Consider the following 17,338-nt stretch of genomic DNA (forward strand, 5'->3'; position numbering starts at 1 on the left):
ATTATAAAATTTGTGCCGCATGGTCTTTGGTCTTCACTTCTTTCGGAGTGATGATACGCTCTACAATACCTTCTTCATTAATGATGAAAGTTGTGCGGAACGTTCCCATATATTTGCGGCCATACATGCTTTTTTCGCCCCATACTCCGAATTGTTCTACCAGCTTCTTGTCGGTGTCTGCAATCAGGGTAAAAGGCAGATTGTTTTTCTCAATAAATTTCTGGTGTGACTTTTCGCTGTCCACACTGACGCCGATGACTTCATAACCGGCTTTGCGCAGGTCGGCATAATTATCCCGCAGGTTGCAGGCTTGTGCCGTGCAGCCGGATGTCATGTCTTTGGGGTAGAAGTAAAGTACAATCTTCTTTCCCTTATAGTCGCTCAAGCGGATTTCTACACCTTTTTCGTTGATACCCAATACTTCGGGTGCTTTATCTCCTATATTCACTTTGTTAATGTTTAATGATTAGTGGATAATGATTAATGTTTAATCATTAATTTCAAACTTCCAAGTCTCCGTCGATAATCTCATGCCAAGGCAGGCCTTGTTTGTTGAGCTGTTCCATGAATGGGTCCGGATTGAATTCTTCAACATTCCATACACCCGGTTTTTTCCACAATCCCTTGAGGAACATCATGGCACCAATCATGGCGGGCACACCGGTGGTATAGCTTACGCCCTGCATACCGGTTTCCTTGTAGGCCTCCTGGTGGCTACAGTTGTTATATACATAGTAGGTACGCTCTTTGCCATCCTTTAGTCCGCGGATGCGGCAACCGATGGATGTTTCGCCTTCGTAGTTTTCGCCCAGGTCTTGCGGGTTGGGGAGGACGGCTTTCAGGAATTGCAGCGGAACAATCTTCATGCCGTTATATTCCACTTCGTCTATGCGTGCCATGCCGATGTTCTGGATAACGCGCAGGTGGGTTAGATACTCTTGTCCAAACGTCATCCAGAAGCGTGCACGCTTGATGGTGGGGAAATTCTTCACCAGAGACTCCAGTTCTTCGTGATAAAGCAGGTAGGAGTCGCGCGGACCGATGTTCGGATAAGTCAGGTCTTTGTGGATTTCCAGCGGCTTGGTTGTCACCCATTCTCCGTTTTCATAATAGCGGCCGTTCTGTGTAATCTCACGGATATTGATTTCCGGATTGAAGTTGGTGGCGAATGCTTTATGATGATTTCCGGCATTGCAGTCTACGATGTCCAGATATTGTATTTCGTCAAAATGATGTTTGGCGGCGTATGCAGTATAGATGCCGCTCACTCCCGGGTCGAAACCGCAACCGAGGATGGCGGTCAGTCCGGCATCTTCGAAGCGTTTCTTATAGGCCCATTGCCAACTGTATTCAAAGTGGGCAACATCTTTCGGCTCATAATTGGCGGTATCCAGATAGTTGACTCCACTTTGCAGACAAGCCTCCATGATGGTGAGGTCTTGGTAGGGGAGGGCTACGTTGATGACGATTTCGGGTTTGAAACTATTGAAGAGTGCTACCAGTTCGTCCACGCTGTCGGCATCTACCTGGGCGGTTTTGATGTTCGGGTTACCGATTGCCTTGACAACAGCGTCACATTTGGACTTGGTGCGGCTGGCTATCATGATTTCTGTAAACACATCAGGATTTTGAGCCACTTTGTGCGCAACAACGGTACCTACACCGCCTGCACCGATAATAAGAACTTTACCCATTTCTTTGTACTATATTATTATATTAGGTTTATAAAAAATACGGAGAGCAAATATAAGGGTTAATTCTTAGATAAACATTAAAATCCTGCTAAATACTTTGGGGCAAATGCTTCAAATATTAAACAAATTACTTGCATTTGGGTTATTTTCTATATATTTGCCCCTTGAATAAATTAACTTAAACAACGAATAACAATGAAAAAAGTATTTGTTTCCCTATGCATGGCAAGCGTGTTGATGGGCTTGTCTTCTTGTGCATCAACCAAAAATGCTGCAACTCTTTCTTCCATCAGCGGTGAGTGGAATATTATTGAAGTGAATGGTACTGCCGTAGTCCCTGCTCCGGGTCAGGAATTTCCCTATATCGGTTTTGACACAAAGACTGGAAAAGTATTTGGCAACAGTGGTTGCAACCGTATGATGGGTTCGTTTGACGTGAATGCCAAGCCCGGCACGATTGACCTTGGCGCTTTGGCAAGTACCCGTATGGCTTGTCCGGATATGACTGTAGAAAATAATGTGTTGTCGGCTTTGAACAAAGTGAAAAAGTATAAGAAGCTGGGAAAGGAAAATATAGCTTTATGCGGTGCTTCCAATCGTCCCATAGTCGTGTTGCAGAAGAAAGAATCCGTTTCCAAGTTGTCTGATTTGGAAGGAAAGTGGATAATTAGTGAGGCTGCGGGCGAGGCTATTCCCGACGGAATGGAGAAGCAGCCGTTCATTGAATTTAATATTGCAGAAAAGCGCTTGCACGGCAATGCGGGTTGCAATCTGATTAACGGCGCTTTCCAGGTTGATGATGAAAACCCGTCGGCAATCTCTTTCCCGCAAGTTATCAGTACCATGATGGCATGCCCTGATATGGAGGTGGAAGGCCGTGTGCTGAAAGCCTTGAATTCCGTTCAGTCTTTTGGCAAGCTGGCAGGCGGAGGCATCGGGCTGTACGATGCTGACAATAACCTGGTGATGGTGTTGGTGAAGAACTGACAAGATAGGTTGAAATAAAAAAGGCTCTTACAGAAATAATCTGCTAAGAGCCTTTTTTGCATCTTGACATAAAAAGGTCTTTTACTTTTTCTTTAATCCTGCGCGTATCCGGCTCAGGGATTGCGGAGTGATGTAGAGATAAGAAGCCAGATACTTGAGCGGTACATCCTGCAGCAGTTCCGGATTCTCTTCCATCAGCGTCATGTACCTTTCTTTGGCAGTGGGAGGGGTGCCGTAGGCTACTGTGGAACTGTCTACCGACAGAATTTCCCGCTCAAAGATTCTTCTGCCGAAGTTGGCCATGTCTATGGAATGCGAAAAAAGGGCTTCCAGCTCAGGCTTACTGATACAATAGGCGATGCTTTCATTCACCGATTCGATGTTGATGAGGGAAACCTCGCTGTCCACATATCCCCACGATGAGAAAGCTGTGTCGCCCGGTGCGGCGAACCAAAGGGAGTTTTCCGTGCCGTCTGTCAGGTAGTAGGCGCGCCAGATGCCTTTCTTCAAAAGATAGAAGTTGCTGTTCCTTTCCCCTTCGCTGATAATGAGTTCTCCCTTGCTGAAACGAACTTCTGCCATGTGTGACAGAAGTTCGTGCAAAGTGTTTTCCGGTAGTTTATACTTCTTGCAGAATTTCTTTATCATAGTTTCCATGCTGCAAAGATAGTGTAAACCGAAGACAGGACTTTTATGCTTGCATGAAAAAGTTATGTTGGGGTGCAGCCCATCTTGTCTAAAGATACGGATTTTTCTTTATGTTCCTTTTTCCCGGATATGTAAATCACGAGGATAAAGAGGGTTGTCAGCATTTCTGCAAGAGGAGTGGCAAGCCAGATTCCCCGGTCTCCCAATAGCAGGGGCAGTCCGAAAAAGCAGGCTGTCAGCAGGATAAAACCACGCAGCAGGGTGATAACTGTGGCGTATTTGGCACGCTCCACACTCTGGAAATAGCCGATGGATACGATGTTGACGGCAAAGAACACGAAGCCGGTGGCATACAAAGGCAACCCTTTTACCGCTATGTCATAAGCCGGATAACTGCGGTCTATGAACATACCGACAATTTCAGGACTGCAGAATATTGTGACCAGGGCAAAACATACACCGCAGCCTATGGCCGTTTTCAGTGCCAGCAAGTAGGCGCGGCAGACACGTTGGCTCTCGTTCAGGCCGTAGTTATAACTGATAATCGGCTGCGCCGACTGCGCAATGGCATTATATACCATAAATATAATAGGAAAGAAATAGCAGGCAATGCTGAATGCCGCCACTCCGTCTTCCTTCAAATAATGGATGAACACCTGGTTGCCGACAAACATCATGCAGGCAATCGCCACCTCGCACAAGAAGGCGGAGGAACCCAATCGGCACATATAGCCAATGTTGCGGCGCATCAGTTGCATGCTTTTCCGGCTCATCTTAATGGGGTGGAAGCGCAGTGCGCACCGGCGGCGCATCAGATAGAATACTATCATCAATGCACCTACCGTGGTACCTATGGCACTTGCCAGTGCAGCACCGAACATTCCCCAGCCAAAGGGGAAGATGAACAGATAATCCAATAGGATGTTCAGAACGGCAGCCACCACATTGCACATCATGGCGAAGTTGGGCGAACCGTCCAGCCTCAGAAAAAACATACCCGAATTGAGCAATGCCGTGAACAGAGAGAAAGGCACAAACCAAAGCATGTATTCCACAGCCAATGGCGTGAGCCGTTCAGACCCTCCGAGCAGCTTTACCACCTGCGGGGCAAATGAACAGAATAGGGTGGAGGTGCACATCAGCAACAAGGAAGATATGACTACCGACTGCGTGATATTGATGCGTGCCACCTTGACCTTTCCGTGTGACAGATGAATGGAGGCTACCACAGAGGCGCCGACGCCGAACATAAGTCCCACACCCGTAGAAAACAACCATAGCGGTGCCACAATGTTGACCGCCGCCAAAGCATCACTGCCGATTCCTTTTCCGACAAAGATGCCGTCGGTGATAACGAATAGTGCGGAGAAAATCATCCCCAGTACAGTAGGGAGCAATAGTTTGCGGAACAATGTCTTGATGTCCGTGTTCTTGAAGTCGATACTGTCTCTCATCTTTTCCATACTCATCTTATTTATTTCTTTAATATGTGAAAACCAATCATTTCCGTTGCTACGATTAAGCCCAATGTTAACTAATCCTTAATCGTTCCACCATGGTGGAACGATATTTCCCTCGTGGTGGAATGATATTTTCTCCACGGTGGAACAATATTTTCTCCATGGAGGAACGGTTAAAGGTATGCAAGGGAAATGATTAATGTTGTTCATGTTTTATCATCTCTGATTCGGGCGACAAAAGTAGAGCTTTTGAATGGAATGGAAATTAACAAATGGTAATTTCCGACAGAAAAAATGATTTTAATTCTGCCAAACTGACAGATAAACTGCCACAAGTATAAATCTGCGGCTGCTCTGAACAATTTGGCACAACGTTTGTCTTTTTATTGGCGTCTGCCACTGAGGCGGACGTCGAAACAGAATAATAACAAATAAAAAAATAACGATCATGGGAAAAATTATTGGTATTGACTTAGGAACAACAAACTCTTGCGTTGCAGTATTCGAAGGTAACGAACCTGTAGTAATTGCAAACAGTGAAGGCAAGCGCACCACTCCTTCAGTAGTAGCATTTGTTGATGGTGGCGAACGTAAAATCGGTGATCCTGCCAAGCGTCAGGCTATCACGAACCCCACCCGTACGGTTTTCTCCATCAAACGTTTCATGGGCGAAAACTGGGACCAGGTACAGAAAGAAATCGGCCGTATGCCTTATAAAGTAGTAAAGGGTGACAACAATACTCCGCGTGTAGACATCGACGGACGTCTCTATACCCCGCAGGAAATCTCTGCAATGATTCTGCAGAAGATGAAAAAGACTGCCGAGGATTATCTGGGACAAGAAGTGACAGAAGCTGTAATTACCGTCCCCGCATACTTCTCAGACTCCCAACGCCAGGCTACGAAGGAAGCCGGTCAGATTGCAGGTCTTGAAGTGAAGCGTATTGTGAACGAGCCGACTGCCGCAGCTCTTGCTTACGGTATTGACAAGTCTCACAAGGACATGAAGGTTGCCGTATTCGACCTTGGTGGTGGTACATTCGATATCTCTATCCTCGAATTCGGTGGCGGTGTGTTCGAAGTATTGTCAACCAACGGTGACACTCACCTGGGTGGTGATGATTTCGACCAGGTAATCATCGACTGGCTGGTTCAGGAGTTCAAGAACGACGAAGGTGCCGACCTGACTCAAGACCCGATGGCTATGCAACGTCTGAAGGAAGCTGCTGAAAAGGCTAAGATTGAACTGTCCTCTTCTACAAGCACTGAAATCAACTTGCCGTACATCATGCCGGTAGGCGGTGTGCCCAAGCACTTGGTGAAGACGTTGACCCGTGCCAAGTTCGAGGCTCTGGCTCACAACTTGATTCAAGCTTGTTTGGAACCTTGTAAGAAGGCTATGAGCGATGCTGGTCTGAACAATGCGGACATCGATGAAGTAATCCTTGTAGGTGGTTCTTCACGTATCCCGGCTGTACAGAAGTTGGTAGAAGACTTCTTCGGTAAAGTTCCTTCCAAGGGTGTGAATCCGGATGAGGTAGTAGCCGTAGGTGCTGCCGTGCAGGGTGCCGTTTTGACGGACGAAATTAAGGGCGTTGTGTTGCTGGATGTTACTCCGCTGTCTATGGGTATCGAGACTATGGGTGGTGTGATGACGAAGCTGATTGATGCCAACACTACCATCCCCTGCAAGAAGAGCGAGACATTCTCTACTGCTGCCGACAACCAGACGGAGGTTACCATCCATGTATTGCAGGGTGAGCGTCCGATGGCTGCACAGAACAAGTCAATCGGCCAGTTCAACCTGACAGGTATTGCTCCGGCACGTCGCGGTATTCCTCAGATTGAGGTGACATTCGATATCGACGCCAACGGTATCTTGAAGGTGTCTGCCAAAGATAAGGCTACCGGTAAGGAACAGGCTATCCGTATCGAAGCTTCCAGCGGTTTGAGCAAGGAAGAAATCGAAAAGATGAAAGCCGAAGCCGAAGCCAATGCCGAAGCAGATAAGAAAGAGCGTGAGAAAGTAGACAAGTTGAACCAGGCCGACTCTATGATTTTCCAAACCGAAAATCAGTTGAAGGAACTCGGCGACAAGCTCCCTGCCGACAAGAAGGCTCCGATTGAAGCTGCTTTGCAGAAGCTGAAAGATGCCCATAAGGCTCAAGACCTGGCTACCGTAGATTCTGCCATGGCCGAACTGAATACGGCATTCCAGGCTGCAAGTGCTGAAATGTATGCCCAGAGCGGTGCTCAGGGTGGTGCACAGGCTGGTCCTGATATGAATGCAGGTCAACAAGGCGGTGCTCAGGATAATACAAAGCATGGCGATAATGTGCAGGATGCTGATTTTGAGGAAGTGAAATAAGTATCGGTAAACAACGATAACTAAAGATAGAAAAGTAGGGTATAGCTCAATGAGTTACACCCTACTTTATTTTTAACACTTTCTGATAGATTTGCTTGTTTCTCGAATCTTTATTGTATATTTGTACCATATTTGTGCCGCGATAAAAAAGTAGGAAATCTGCGACAAAATATAAACGGGTTGAATACAAACAAGTAAAAATCAGCATTATGCCAGCAGCAAAGTTTGAAATAAAACGGAAATGCCAAGTGTGCGGTCAGGAGTTTATTGCCAAGACCATAGAATCGTGGTATTGCTCCAAACGCTGTTCCAACATTGCGTATAAGCGCAGGAAAGACGAAGAGAAGCGGAATCAGCGATTGGAAGAAATTGTAAAGAGCATCCCGAAGCACCAAGATTACATCAAGGTGTCGGAAGCCTATGCCCTGTTCGGCATCAGTAAAGATACGCTGTATCGTCTGATACATAAAGGGACTATTTCGCACATAAATCTTGGAACTAACCAAATCCGTGTCAGCAAAGAAGAACTGCTGAAACTCTATCCGCTACGAAAGAAAGCTCTGACAAAACCCAAACCCGTTGCAAAACTATATAGCTTGGAGCCTAAAGACTGTTATACTATCGGCGAAATATCCAAGAAGTTTCATTTAGAAGACAGTACGGTCTATCTACATATCCGTAAATACTCTATCCCTACCCGGCAGATAGGTAACTTCGTTTATGTGCCCAAGAAAGAAATTGATAACCTATATACAGGAATGAAGCAATGAAGAAAGCGTTGGCCAATACACGAGTTTCAGTAAAACTCCGCAAATCGGAATACCGCGAGGAATGGTATCTGTATGTTGAAGCTTATCCGATTTTCCAAGCAGACAAACCCACTCCCCAAAGAGTGCGTGAATATCTGAACCGTACTATAACCACTCCCATATGGGATAAGTCGCGGAATGCCCGAACCGACAAAGACGGCAAGACCACTTATAAGCCAAAGCGTGACTTGAACGGCATCATCCAATGCAAATCTCAATTAGACCAAGAATCGTGTATCTATGCCGACAAGGTGAGGAGCCTGCGCCAAAAGGAATACGATAACGCTTCGCTTTATTCTGAAACGGATGCAGAACAGGCAGAGCAGCTAGAGCGTTCACGTTGCAACTTCATAGACTACTTCGACCATGTGCAACGGTTACGCCACGCCCATAGCTCCGATTCCATTATCATCAACTGGAAGCGTGTACATGAATTGTTGAAAATCTTTGCGAAAGGAGATACCATCCTTTTCTCACAGATTGACTTGAAGCTGATAGAATCATTCCGTATGTTCCTATTGAACGCCCCACAGGGAGGAGGCAAGAAAGGTGTCATCTCGCAAAATACGGCATCCACTTATTTCTCCATATTCAAGGCTGCATTGAAGCAGGCTTTCATTGACGGCTATTTAACGGTTGATATTGGGGCAAAGATCAAGGGTATTCAAGGCCAAGAAAGCCGTAGGGAATACTTGACCATTAAAGAACTGAACCGTTTGGCTCAAACTCCATGCGACCCGTTGTTGAAGCGTGCCGCCCTCTTTTCTGCACTTACCGGGCTTCGTCATTGTGACATTCAAAAGTTGAAGTGGTCAGAGATAGAGGTATTCAATGGTGGTTACCGTTTGAACTTTACTCAGCAAAAGACCAAAGGCGTTGAGTATATGCCTATATCCGAACAAGCATTTCAATTATGTGGTGAAAGGAAGGACGGCGAACAATTAGTTTTTGGTGGACTGCCAGACCCGTCATGGATTAACCGTCCGATAAAGAAATGGGTTGCAGAAGCCGGAATAACGAAGCACATCACCTACCATTGTTTTAGGCACTCGTATGCAACCCTGCAACTCGCCGGAGGAACAGACATTTATACTGTTAGCAAAATGCTTGGTCATACGAATGTCCGTACAACTCAAGTGTATGCAAAGGTTGTTGATGCTAAAAAGGAAGAGGCTACTAAGACGATTAAGCTTGATTTACCGTATTGTTGACTATAATTTTATATTCTAAATCAAATTATTAGGTAAATACGTAAATAGTTTTATGTCACAATAAAATATATTGTTGTTTTTCGAAATAATTTTATATCTTTGAAAGTATAAGACAATAGAGTGTAATTATATGGCAACAAATAAAAACATTAATCGTATCAAAGTAGTTCTCGTAGAAAAGAAGAAAACGAACAAGTGGCTTGCTGACCAAATAGGTAAAGATCAGGCTACAGTGAGCAAATGGTGTACTAACACAACTCAACCCACTCTTGAAACTCTAGTAGAAATTACAAGAATACTTGAAGTTGATATTCGGGAGTTGCTCGTACCTACAGACAATCAGAAAATTATGATGACGATCTTGTAATAACTAAATCTAATAGAATATGGTTAGCAAATCAATAATAGAAAAATTACGTGAGATATATCAATCTTTGCCTAAGGTTGAACTGGTTGACAAGGGTGATGGATGGGTGAACCAGTATGATTTCTTACGTGCTGTTGGAAAAGTAGGTATCAATTATAAGAATCTGGGGTACAATCATTTCTATGAATTTTTAACAGATTCTGGATTGTTTTCATTCTGGACAGATTTCTCGGGAAAAAAAACTACAAGGTATGTAATTGAAAAAGCTAAGCCAAAATCTCACGAAGAGCAAAGAAGACCACAATACAATCGTGCAGCAACCCAATACGTAGATTCCGAGGAGGTCGTTAAAATCAAACGTAGATTGCGTCTTGAGAACAATCAGTTTATTGGTCAGTTTGCGCCTCAAAGAAATGAAGGTTGGTTTACGATAACAGATATCCGTAATACTGATTTTACAAAGATTGAAGATAAGGAACGTGGTATAAAGAATCTGTCTATCTCATTCAGAAGCAACAAGGAGTTCAACCGCTATGCATACTACAAGTTCACTTGGGTATTGCTTGAAACCGATCCTCTCAAGTTCGGTATTGACTTGCATGAGGAAATAACACCAATTTACCCCAAAGACATTGTGAGCAGTCTTTACGAGGGCATTATGCGTTATCCTGCAGGTGCTGCAAAGAAGATTGCTCGTTCGCTTGATACTCTCAAAAAGCAACTTACACAAAGCGGTAAGGAAGTATTCATCTATGAGTTGCTGCAGAATGCTAACGACTATCCTCGTCGTACAAAAATTGATGGTAAGATTCAACCTTTGCCTGTTGATGTAGAGTTCCATATTACCGAGAACTACTTAACATTCGAGCATACAGGTGAATATTTCAATCCGAAGAATATTGCAGCTATTTGTGATATAAATGATGGCGAGAAGTCTGACAATACCGAAGTCATCGGCTACAAAGGTATTGGTTTTAAGACAGTTTTCCTTGACAACGACTATGTTCTCCTAAATACTGGTAATTACACATTCAGGTTCGACAAGTCTGCTACGGATGTAATCAATACACCATGGCAGATATTGCCAATCTGGACGGAACATAATGAGATCGATAATGAAATCAAGTCTGTATTCTGTCAGCATCCTAACGAAGAGTTCAGAGTAAAGTTCGCTCTCCAACCACGAGATAAGGAAATTCTTACCGACGAAGACAGAGATGATAACTACATCGATTTGTTTACCGATGTGTTTGAATCAGAGCGCGTCATATTGTTTATCCCGAACATCAAGAAGGTTAGCATCTTTATTGATGGTCAGGATGAACCGATTGTTCGTGAGAAAGACAATAAAGACTGGTGTGTATCAGATTCTCTTGTAGATGATATTCCTGAGGACATTACAGATAAGATAAACGATGTCTTGGAAAATTCAGACTCTCTTCGTTCGGATGGTTATGAGAAAATACCTGAGAAGTACATGAACTTCCGTAAGACTGCGGTAAAGTTTGCGTGCAAGAAAGCTGAAAGAAAGTTGATGCCAGTTGATGATGCCATGCTTTATTGCTATCTGCCAGCAAAGCGGGCTGATTGGGGCTTCAATTTCCTAATGAACACCGATATGGTGCCCAACGGACAGCGTGATGATATTGAGGATATCGAACTCAATCACGTTATTGCTCGTATTGCAGGTAAACAGTTCTTTTATTGGATCAAGCAGCTTATTGAAAGCAAAAAATACGATCTTGACTCTATCTTTGCACTTATCCCAGACTTTGATGAGTGCAAGAAGAGACGCGTGTATAAGACGTTTATAGAGGAATTCCAGGAAGAATTTGAAAAGCTCATAAAAGAAGAGCCCTTTGTTCCATGCGTGGATAAGGATGGTGAACAAACATTTGAATGCATCGACAATATTATTAACGACATGACTGGCATGACAGCGAACGGAGTCATTTCAGACAAAGACTTCATAATTCTTATGGAGTTGGGTGACTACTCCTTGCCAATTGACGAGTTAAGACAATCGGAGGCATTCATGGATTTCTTGTACAAGCATTCTCCTTCGAGCCTTGGTGTAAAGGTTGATGCTGTTGTAAAGAAATGTGAGGAAACTGATTTCCAGACATGGTTGAAAGTTCCCGAAAACAATACACGATTTATTAGACATTGGTTGAGTGAGGATGAACTAAACGAGTTTGCGAAGAAAAATATATTTATTGGATACGAAGGCGATTTGTTTACAGCAGGAAGTCTCTACTATGATTTTGACACGAATTGTAATGGAATAGGATTCTTGCGTAGATTTGTACCGCATCTTTGCGAGGCATCAAGATCAAATTTTGAGGAAGATGAAAATTGGAAATCATTTGCAGACAAGTATTTCCTGTCTTTCTCTGCTGCGTCTATGATTATAGATTACATTCTATCCAATGAGGATGCTATGGTGTTGCTTAACGTTCCAAGCAATTCTGTTGCATTCTATCGTTATCTTGCAGTAAAGGAAGTTGATTTAAAGGCTAACAAGACAAAGATTCCGTACATTACCGAGGATGGTGGTGCAAGTACCGACTATACCAATTATCACTACTTCTTCAACGAAGAAGCTCATGGCTTAATACGTGAGAAATGGTTGGGCGAGAATGTTATCAACGTACTATCGCATATCTATTTTGACAGCCTGGCTGATGACGAGAAAGATAATATAACTGCAATATTTGCTAACCTTGGATTCAACGAATTTATCAAGGACTCCTTCATCACGATTGTCATAGTTGGCGATACCGATTTCCGAGCAAAAGTAAACGCTGCCATAGAAAACAATTATGCCGCCAACAAAGCATTTGTTGAATATGTGTACGGTTGTGAAGCGCAGTTGAAGGAAAACGTTTTCAAGGATTATGTCTTGCGTTGTGTTGACATCCACAAAAATGAGGTATATCTTTGCAACGATGACGTGCGATACTTCAATCAGGATGCGTATGCTCAGAACAGCACCTATGCTGACAATATCAATCATGCTTGGTTGCAGGATAGCATGATGTATGCTCTATCGAATGATTACTTTGAAGGTCGTGAGAAGGAAGAGGTAAAGAAACTGGAATCGTTCTTGCGTCAGCAGTTTGGCGTTAAGACCTTCACAGACAAGTCGTTCTTCACAGATGTTGTAATCAAGAACAAGGCGGTTATCTATGCCAGTCTTGTTGACGAGGCAACTATGCTCACATTCTTGGAATACCTGAAGCGTGACGCAGACAGACTCTTTGATGATACTATGAGTTTCAACGACATCAAGGATATGCCTTTACTTGCCTATGACGGAACCATAGTAAGAGCAAGGGAACTGAATATCCAGTATATCGAATACAACGAGGACGCAAAGATTCTGTGCGAGAAAGCATGGTGTCCGAAGATGTATGTTGTGCTCTCACAGAAATATACCGATGATTTCTCTCAGGATATGCGTCAGCTGTTCAAGATTGTGAAGTTTGACATCAATACCACAACTGACATTCTTGCTCAGAACGCAAACTTGCGTCAATCGGTTAATGTTATAAACAATAACGTTGATTTCTGGCGATGGGTAAAGGTAAACCAGAAGCAAATTGCATCTGTTGATAAGTTTAAGACTATTCCGTTGCTTGACAATAACAACGCGCTTATCAATTGTGTATCGCTTTACATTTCTGACACCTATCAGCAAGAACAAATTGAGGCGCTGGTAACTAAGTATGTAAAGGAGGCGCAGTTTGTGTCTTCGTCTTACATCGAAACCGCCAATGAGAACGAGAAGTCAGAGTGGATGAAATTGTTCAGGAAACTCGGTCTTAAGTCCGATAACAAGGATATTCTTTTCTCAGACATCTTGCCTAAGCTTTCAACTATTGAAGCAGAGTCTTTGGATTCTGTTGTAGCGATGATGACCAAGCACCTTAAAGACCTGAAGGATAAATGGGCAGAAAGGAAATACCAAATTATGCAGTTGAGAGTTCGCACTCAATATGCTGGTTATAAGACTCTTGATCAGGTAATAATCGTCAATGTGGATGAGGATTCTGTATCTGAACCATTCAAGTACATCACTCTTGCCAACGAGGTTCATCCCGATATTCTAAAGGCAAATAAGGACTTGCTTCATGCTATCTCTGAAGAGTACGGTAATCGCAATCTCATTACCACAAAGCAAATGTGGATTGACGCAAAGGTTAAGGATTATCTTGCAAAGTTTACTGCCGATGAGAATAGCGTTGCAGACATTCACATTCAGTTTGTACGTGAAGTAGCCAAGATACAGAGTGAGTATGACATAAATGACACACTTCGTAAGCAGATAAAGTATCTGGTCAAGTCGAATGAAACGACATACAAGTTTGCTCATGAGTTGACACTTGGAACAGAATATTCTCCAACGTGCGACTTTGAGGCAAATGGTGTGTCTGAATTGTCGTATCTTTCAGACACTTACATCTTCGAAGGCAACAAGGATATCATCAAACAATATTTCAAGGCGGAGAACGTGCATCAGAATATGACGCGAGAGGACTTGAAGTATCTCGCAAACCGCACATTTGCTTGTTATTTCTGGTCGAAATGTTTCTCTCGTCGCTTGGTCGAATATGAATCCTGGGTAGAAGATGGATGTTTCAATAACCGCGTGTGCATACCAACAGAGAATTCTGTTCAAAAGCCGGAGTTGTTGTATACACCTCACATAGCTGGTTATGCTGTTCGTGCCAAGGTACCTCAATGGCAAGAGAAGGTTCCTTGCAAAGCTATTGTTGACTCTATTGACAATCGTGATGCTCGTGAATTATTTGAGAAGATCAACTTCTGTAAAGCTCTCTCTTTTGAAGATTGCCTTTATTACCTTGCTCGTGTTACGCATCCAAGAGAGGAAGAAACTAATTTCCGCAGTATAGTGATTAATTGGATGCTGTCTTCGCCTATTCAAGATGAGACTTTGGTTGACAACTATCGTAAAACGCCAACTGCAGAATGGCGTAATGGTAAGGGGCAGAAGAAGCATATTACGGAACTTTATGCTATCCATCCAGATGCGACACAGGAAAGGAATATCTTCCGTGGCGATGAGTTTGTTATGCAGACAAGTGCTTTCCCTTATGATACAGATTCGTTTGTCAAGGTCTGCAACATGCTGAAGATAAAATGTCTGACAAGTTCTGATTTTGTGGCAACACCTATAGGCAAACAAGATGAAACAGCTGATATGGTTGCCATACTCAGACCTCGTCTGCTTATCTTGTCGGCTATCGAGAACCCAGATCGATTCCAAGAACTCTACGAACGCTATAATACAAAGCTGTCGCAGTATCATTTTGTTGTATGTGAAAAGATAGACCTCGGTTATGACACTATACATAATGATGTGGAGCGTATCTATAACGATGACAACCACCTTTATTATGTAAGCTCATGGAAGCATAATCGTACCTTTACAAAGTTCTGTAGTAGATTGAAGCGACTGGTAGGTTTTGACGTGTATGATAATGTATGTGAAGACGTTCTTGATGATAGCGTTTCTGTAGAAGCGTGCATCGAAAAGTATTGCTCTTCACTTGCATACGATGAAAAGTTCCGCGCTTATCTCAGATCGTTGGATTTGACCATCAACGTTGAGCCAGAGGAAGAAGAACCTATCGAAACAGAAAACGATTACTATAGCAATGCTACGAATGAACCAACAGATTCTGCTACTGAAGCAACTACAGAGACATCAACAGAAAATCAGCATATTGACGATACGAAAACTATTCGCGAGGATGACAAGCCTGGTGCACCAAATAAAGATGTAACGTCAAGAACTGTTAACGAACTTGAAGTTGGGGAAGAATCAGAGACATCACCAAAAGAACCTATTCAAACCGCATCGCAGCAGTCAACTTCTGACTCTCGTCCACAACAGCAGTCGCAACAAACTGAATCACTAGTTGGTCAAGCAACGTCATCTACAGCAGAGGAAGAGTCAGAAGATGACCTTGGTCAGTATGACACATATGAACAGGTTGATGAAGAGGATATTGAAGACTACGATGACACAGATGAAACAGACGATGTAGAAGCTGACGTTGATGAAGATGTTGACACAACGGATAATGCCAGCACAACGTCTTCTAATACTCATATGTCTAACACGTCTCACGCTTCATCAAACAAGCCTCATAAGGATTATGATCCTGACAGTAATGGGTACATGGGATCTGTTGATAAGGACAAGAATTATCAACCTGTTGGTGACAGACCTTACAAACCTCGTACACGTAAGCATCCGAAGATTTTCACCAAAAAGGAATTAGAACGCCTTCGCTCACATGGAACGCCTCTTGAACTGGAATCATTACCACCAACGAGGGAGGAAATAGACCTCTTAGCTCAATGTAACATCAAGCCAGAGCAGATTGCCGACACCAACTATCTTGCTCAGTTGCGTCTGTACCAGAACCTCAGAAATGAGATGTACGCAGAGCCTGAGGAAACAATGGAAGAGTTCGTGCGTAATGCGAGTGATGTAACTGTACACAAACTTAAAGATGGCAGATACATTCATGCTTGTAGTGCTGCTCGTGGCGTGATGTATGTTTCTCCTTCTGTATGGAATAAGATGGTTGATGACAAGTGGAAGATTTGCGTTTATCTTGATGGACAGGGCAAGAACTTCCATTACATTAACAACGCCGAGGAATTCCTGAAACTCGTAGAAAAAGACGATGTTGTTATCAAGATTACCGGCAAGGAGAAGGTTGATGTAGTAAGGGCTCTTTATACAGGCATACTTGAAGATGCCAAAGGTACTGCATATACCTTGATTCGTGTGGCTGCTCGTACAAATATGGATGCCGTATTCGCTCACTATGTTGGTGCTATGGCAGAAGCGGAAGATGGTAACGATGATTACAACGATAACGACTATTGATTATGATTGACAATATCAAACTTGCAAACTATAAGTCATTCTTTGCTGACCAAGTGAAAGAGGCTATCGACGAGCAACAAAAGATCAATCGCTCGCAGATGCGGAACTTATTTAAGACAGGTGAATTATCGCTTGCTTATGTTGATTCCATTCAGCATGAGACAGGCATGATTATCCTCAAATGCCCTCGTCGTATGGCTCCACGCTTGAAAGTTCTGAAGGGCGTGTGCATAATTAAGAAAGGTGCTAAGCAAGCATTAGGTGAACACGTTACGGAGTGGATCTGCCGTTGGGATGAGTTCGTTGACAATAAGGATTTTCATTCTCCTGGTTCTGACATGACTCCAATGTACTATGTTCATACTGGTGATTCCAACTATGACTATGTTGCATGCTCTGGATTCAGTTTTAAGTTGTACGATATCTTGTCAAAGGCGTTGGTTGATGGCAAAAGTCTTTCACTTATCGTCCATAATCCATTTCCTCCTGTAGAGTATTTCCGCAACCTTGCCAGCTATATGGATGCATTCTCTTCAAACGATGAATTGAACCTTGAACCGACTATAGATTATGAGGAATGGACACCCGAGGAACTCGCATTTGATGAACAGAAGCCAACAGGCATTTCTGACACAATCATAGACACGCTCGCTAATGAACATTGTTGTATCGTACAAGGTCCTCCGGGAACTGGTAAGAGTTACACCATCGCTTCTGTGATTTCATCGTATCTTGATGCTGGCAAAACCGTCTGCGTCACCACCATGGCGAACAAGGGTCTTATCGAGTTGATAAAGCAGAAGCCTTTGCAGAAGTATGGAGGATGTAAATTAAACTGTGTCAGCAAGGAATAAAGTATTAACTTT

At 43.3% G+C, this 17,338-nt stretch carries 11 protein-coding genes; 7 read left to right on the forward strand and 4 right to left on the reverse strand.

The window, feature by feature from the left end:
* Position 1 precedes the first annotated feature (1 nt).
* Positions 2 to 448, reverse strand: a complete 447-nt coding sequence (gene bcp, locus DW896_RS03710) for a thioredoxin-dependent thiol peroxidase (RefSeq protein WP_005831763.1) — start codon at positions 446 to 448, stop codon at positions 2 to 4.
* A gap of 52 nt (positions 449 to 500) precedes the next feature.
* Positions 501 to 1,694 (reverse strand): saccharopine dehydrogenase family protein, encoded by a 1,194-nt coding sequence (locus tag DW896_RS03715; RefSeq protein WP_005831761.1) that lies wholly within the window; start codon positions 1,692 to 1,694, stop codon positions 501 to 503.
* 195 nt (positions 1,695 to 1,889) lie between these two features.
* Between DW896_RS03715 and DW896_RS03720 the strand changes: the two genes are divergently transcribed.
* Complete coding sequence (locus DW896_RS03720; protein WP_005831757.1) at positions 1,890 to 2,681, forward strand: META domain-containing protein; 792 nt, start codon at positions 1,890 to 1,892, stop codon at positions 2,679 to 2,681.
* An 81-nt stretch (positions 2,682 to 2,762) separates the two neighbouring features.
* Here the strand turns inward: DW896_RS03720 and DW896_RS03725 are convergent, their stop codons facing one another.
* Together DW896_RS03725 and DW896_RS03730 are read right to left on the reverse strand one after the other, a co-directional pair.
* Positions 2,763 to 3,338, reverse strand: coding sequence for a Crp/Fnr family transcriptional regulator (locus DW896_RS03725; RefSeq protein ID WP_005831755.1), 576 nt, complete (start codon positions 3,336 to 3,338; stop codon positions 2,763 to 2,765).
* Between the two features lie 53 nt (positions 3,339 to 3,391).
* Positions 3,392 to 4,792, reverse strand: a complete 1,401-nt coding sequence (locus DW896_RS03730; RefSeq protein ID WP_034526101.1) for an MATE family efflux transporter — start codon at positions 4,790 to 4,792, stop codon at positions 3,392 to 3,394.
* Between the two features lie 445 nt (positions 4,793 to 5,237).
* On the opposite strand from DW896_RS03730, the gene dnaK reads away from it, so the two are divergent.
* From dnaK to DW896_RS03765, 6 genes are all read left to right on the forward strand, one after another.
* Positions 5,238 to 7,157, forward strand: coding sequence for a molecular chaperone DnaK (gene dnaK, locus DW896_RS03735; RefSeq protein ID WP_005831748.1), 1,920 nt, complete (start codon positions 5,238 to 5,240; stop codon positions 7,155 to 7,157).
* Between the two features lie 209 nt (positions 7,158 to 7,366).
* A complete protein-coding gene (locus DW896_RS03745) occupies positions 7,367 to 7,927 on the forward strand; it encodes a helix-turn-helix domain-containing protein (RefSeq protein WP_119992883.1) in 561 nt (186 codons plus the stop codon).
* The gene (locus DW896_RS03750) at positions 7,924 to 9,177 is read left to right on the forward strand and encodes a site-specific integrase (protein ID WP_119992885.1); all 1,254 of its coding nucleotides are present in this window, start codon (positions 7,924 to 7,926) and stop codon (positions 9,175 to 9,177) included. Before DW896_RS03745 ends, DW896_RS03750 begins: the two co-directional genes overlap by 4 nt.
* A 130-nt stretch (positions 9,178 to 9,307) precedes the next feature.
* A complete protein-coding gene (locus tag DW896_RS03755; RefSeq protein ID WP_119992887.1) occupies positions 9,308 to 9,544 on the forward strand; it encodes a helix-turn-helix transcriptional regulator in 237 nt (78 codons plus the stop codon).
* 19 nt (positions 9,545 to 9,563) lie between these two features.
* On the forward strand, positions 9,564 to 16,472 hold the full coding sequence (locus DW896_RS03760) for a sacsin N-terminal ATP-binding-like domain-containing protein (protein ID WP_119992889.1): 6,909 nt from the start codon (positions 9,564 to 9,566) through the stop codon (positions 16,470 to 16,472).
* Between the two features lie 2 nt (positions 16,473 to 16,474).
* Positions 16,475 to 17,326, forward strand: coding sequence for an AAA family ATPase (locus DW896_RS03765; protein ID WP_243634818.1), 852 nt, complete (start codon positions 16,475 to 16,477; stop codon positions 17,324 to 17,326).
* Positions 17,327 to 17,338: the final 12 nt, after the last annotated feature.

The sequence above is a fragment of the Bacteroides sp. AM41-16 genome (genome assembly GCF_003603495.1).
GTDB classification, from domain to species: domain Bacteria; phylum Bacteroidota; class Bacteroidia; order Bacteroidales; family Bacteroidaceae; genus Bacteroides; species Bacteroides uniformis.

Coding starts and splice junctions, on each gene's coding strand:
- dnaK (WP_005831748.1), top strand. CDS start 5,238: ATGGGAAAAATTATTGGTATTGACTTAGGAACAACAAACTCTTGCGTT.
- DW896_RS03720 (WP_005831757.1), top strand. CDS start 1,890: ATGAAAAAAGTATTTGTTTCCCTATGCATGGCAAGCGTGTTGATGGGC.
- DW896_RS03750 (WP_119992885.1), top strand. CDS start 7,924: ATGAAGAAAGCGTTGGCCAATACACGAGTTTCAGTAAAACTCCGCAAA.
- DW896_RS03760 (WP_119992889.1), top strand. CDS start 9,564: ATGGTTAGCAAATCAATAATAGAAAAATTACGTGAGATATATCAATCT.
- DW896_RS03755 (WP_119992887.1), top strand. CDS start 9,308: ATGGCAACAAATAAAAACATTAATCGTATCAAAGTAGTTCTCGTAGAA.
- DW896_RS03730 (WP_034526101.1), bottom strand. CDS start 4,792: ATGGAAAAGATGAGAGACAGTATCGACTTCAAGAACACGGACATCAAG.
- DW896_RS03745 (WP_119992883.1), top strand. CDS start 7,367: ATGCCAGCAGCAAAGTTTGAAATAAAACGGAAATGCCAAGTGTGCGGT.
- DW896_RS03715 (WP_005831761.1), bottom strand. CDS start 1,694: ATGGGTAAAGTTCTTATTATCGGTGCAGGCGGTGTAGGTACCGTTGTT.
- DW896_RS03725 (WP_005831755.1), bottom strand. CDS start 3,338: ATGGAAACTATGATAAAGAAATTCTGCAAGAAGTATAAACTACCGGAA.
- DW896_RS03765 (WP_243634818.1), top strand. CDS start 16,475: ATGATTGACAATATCAAACTTGCAAACTATAAGTCATTCTTTGCTGAC.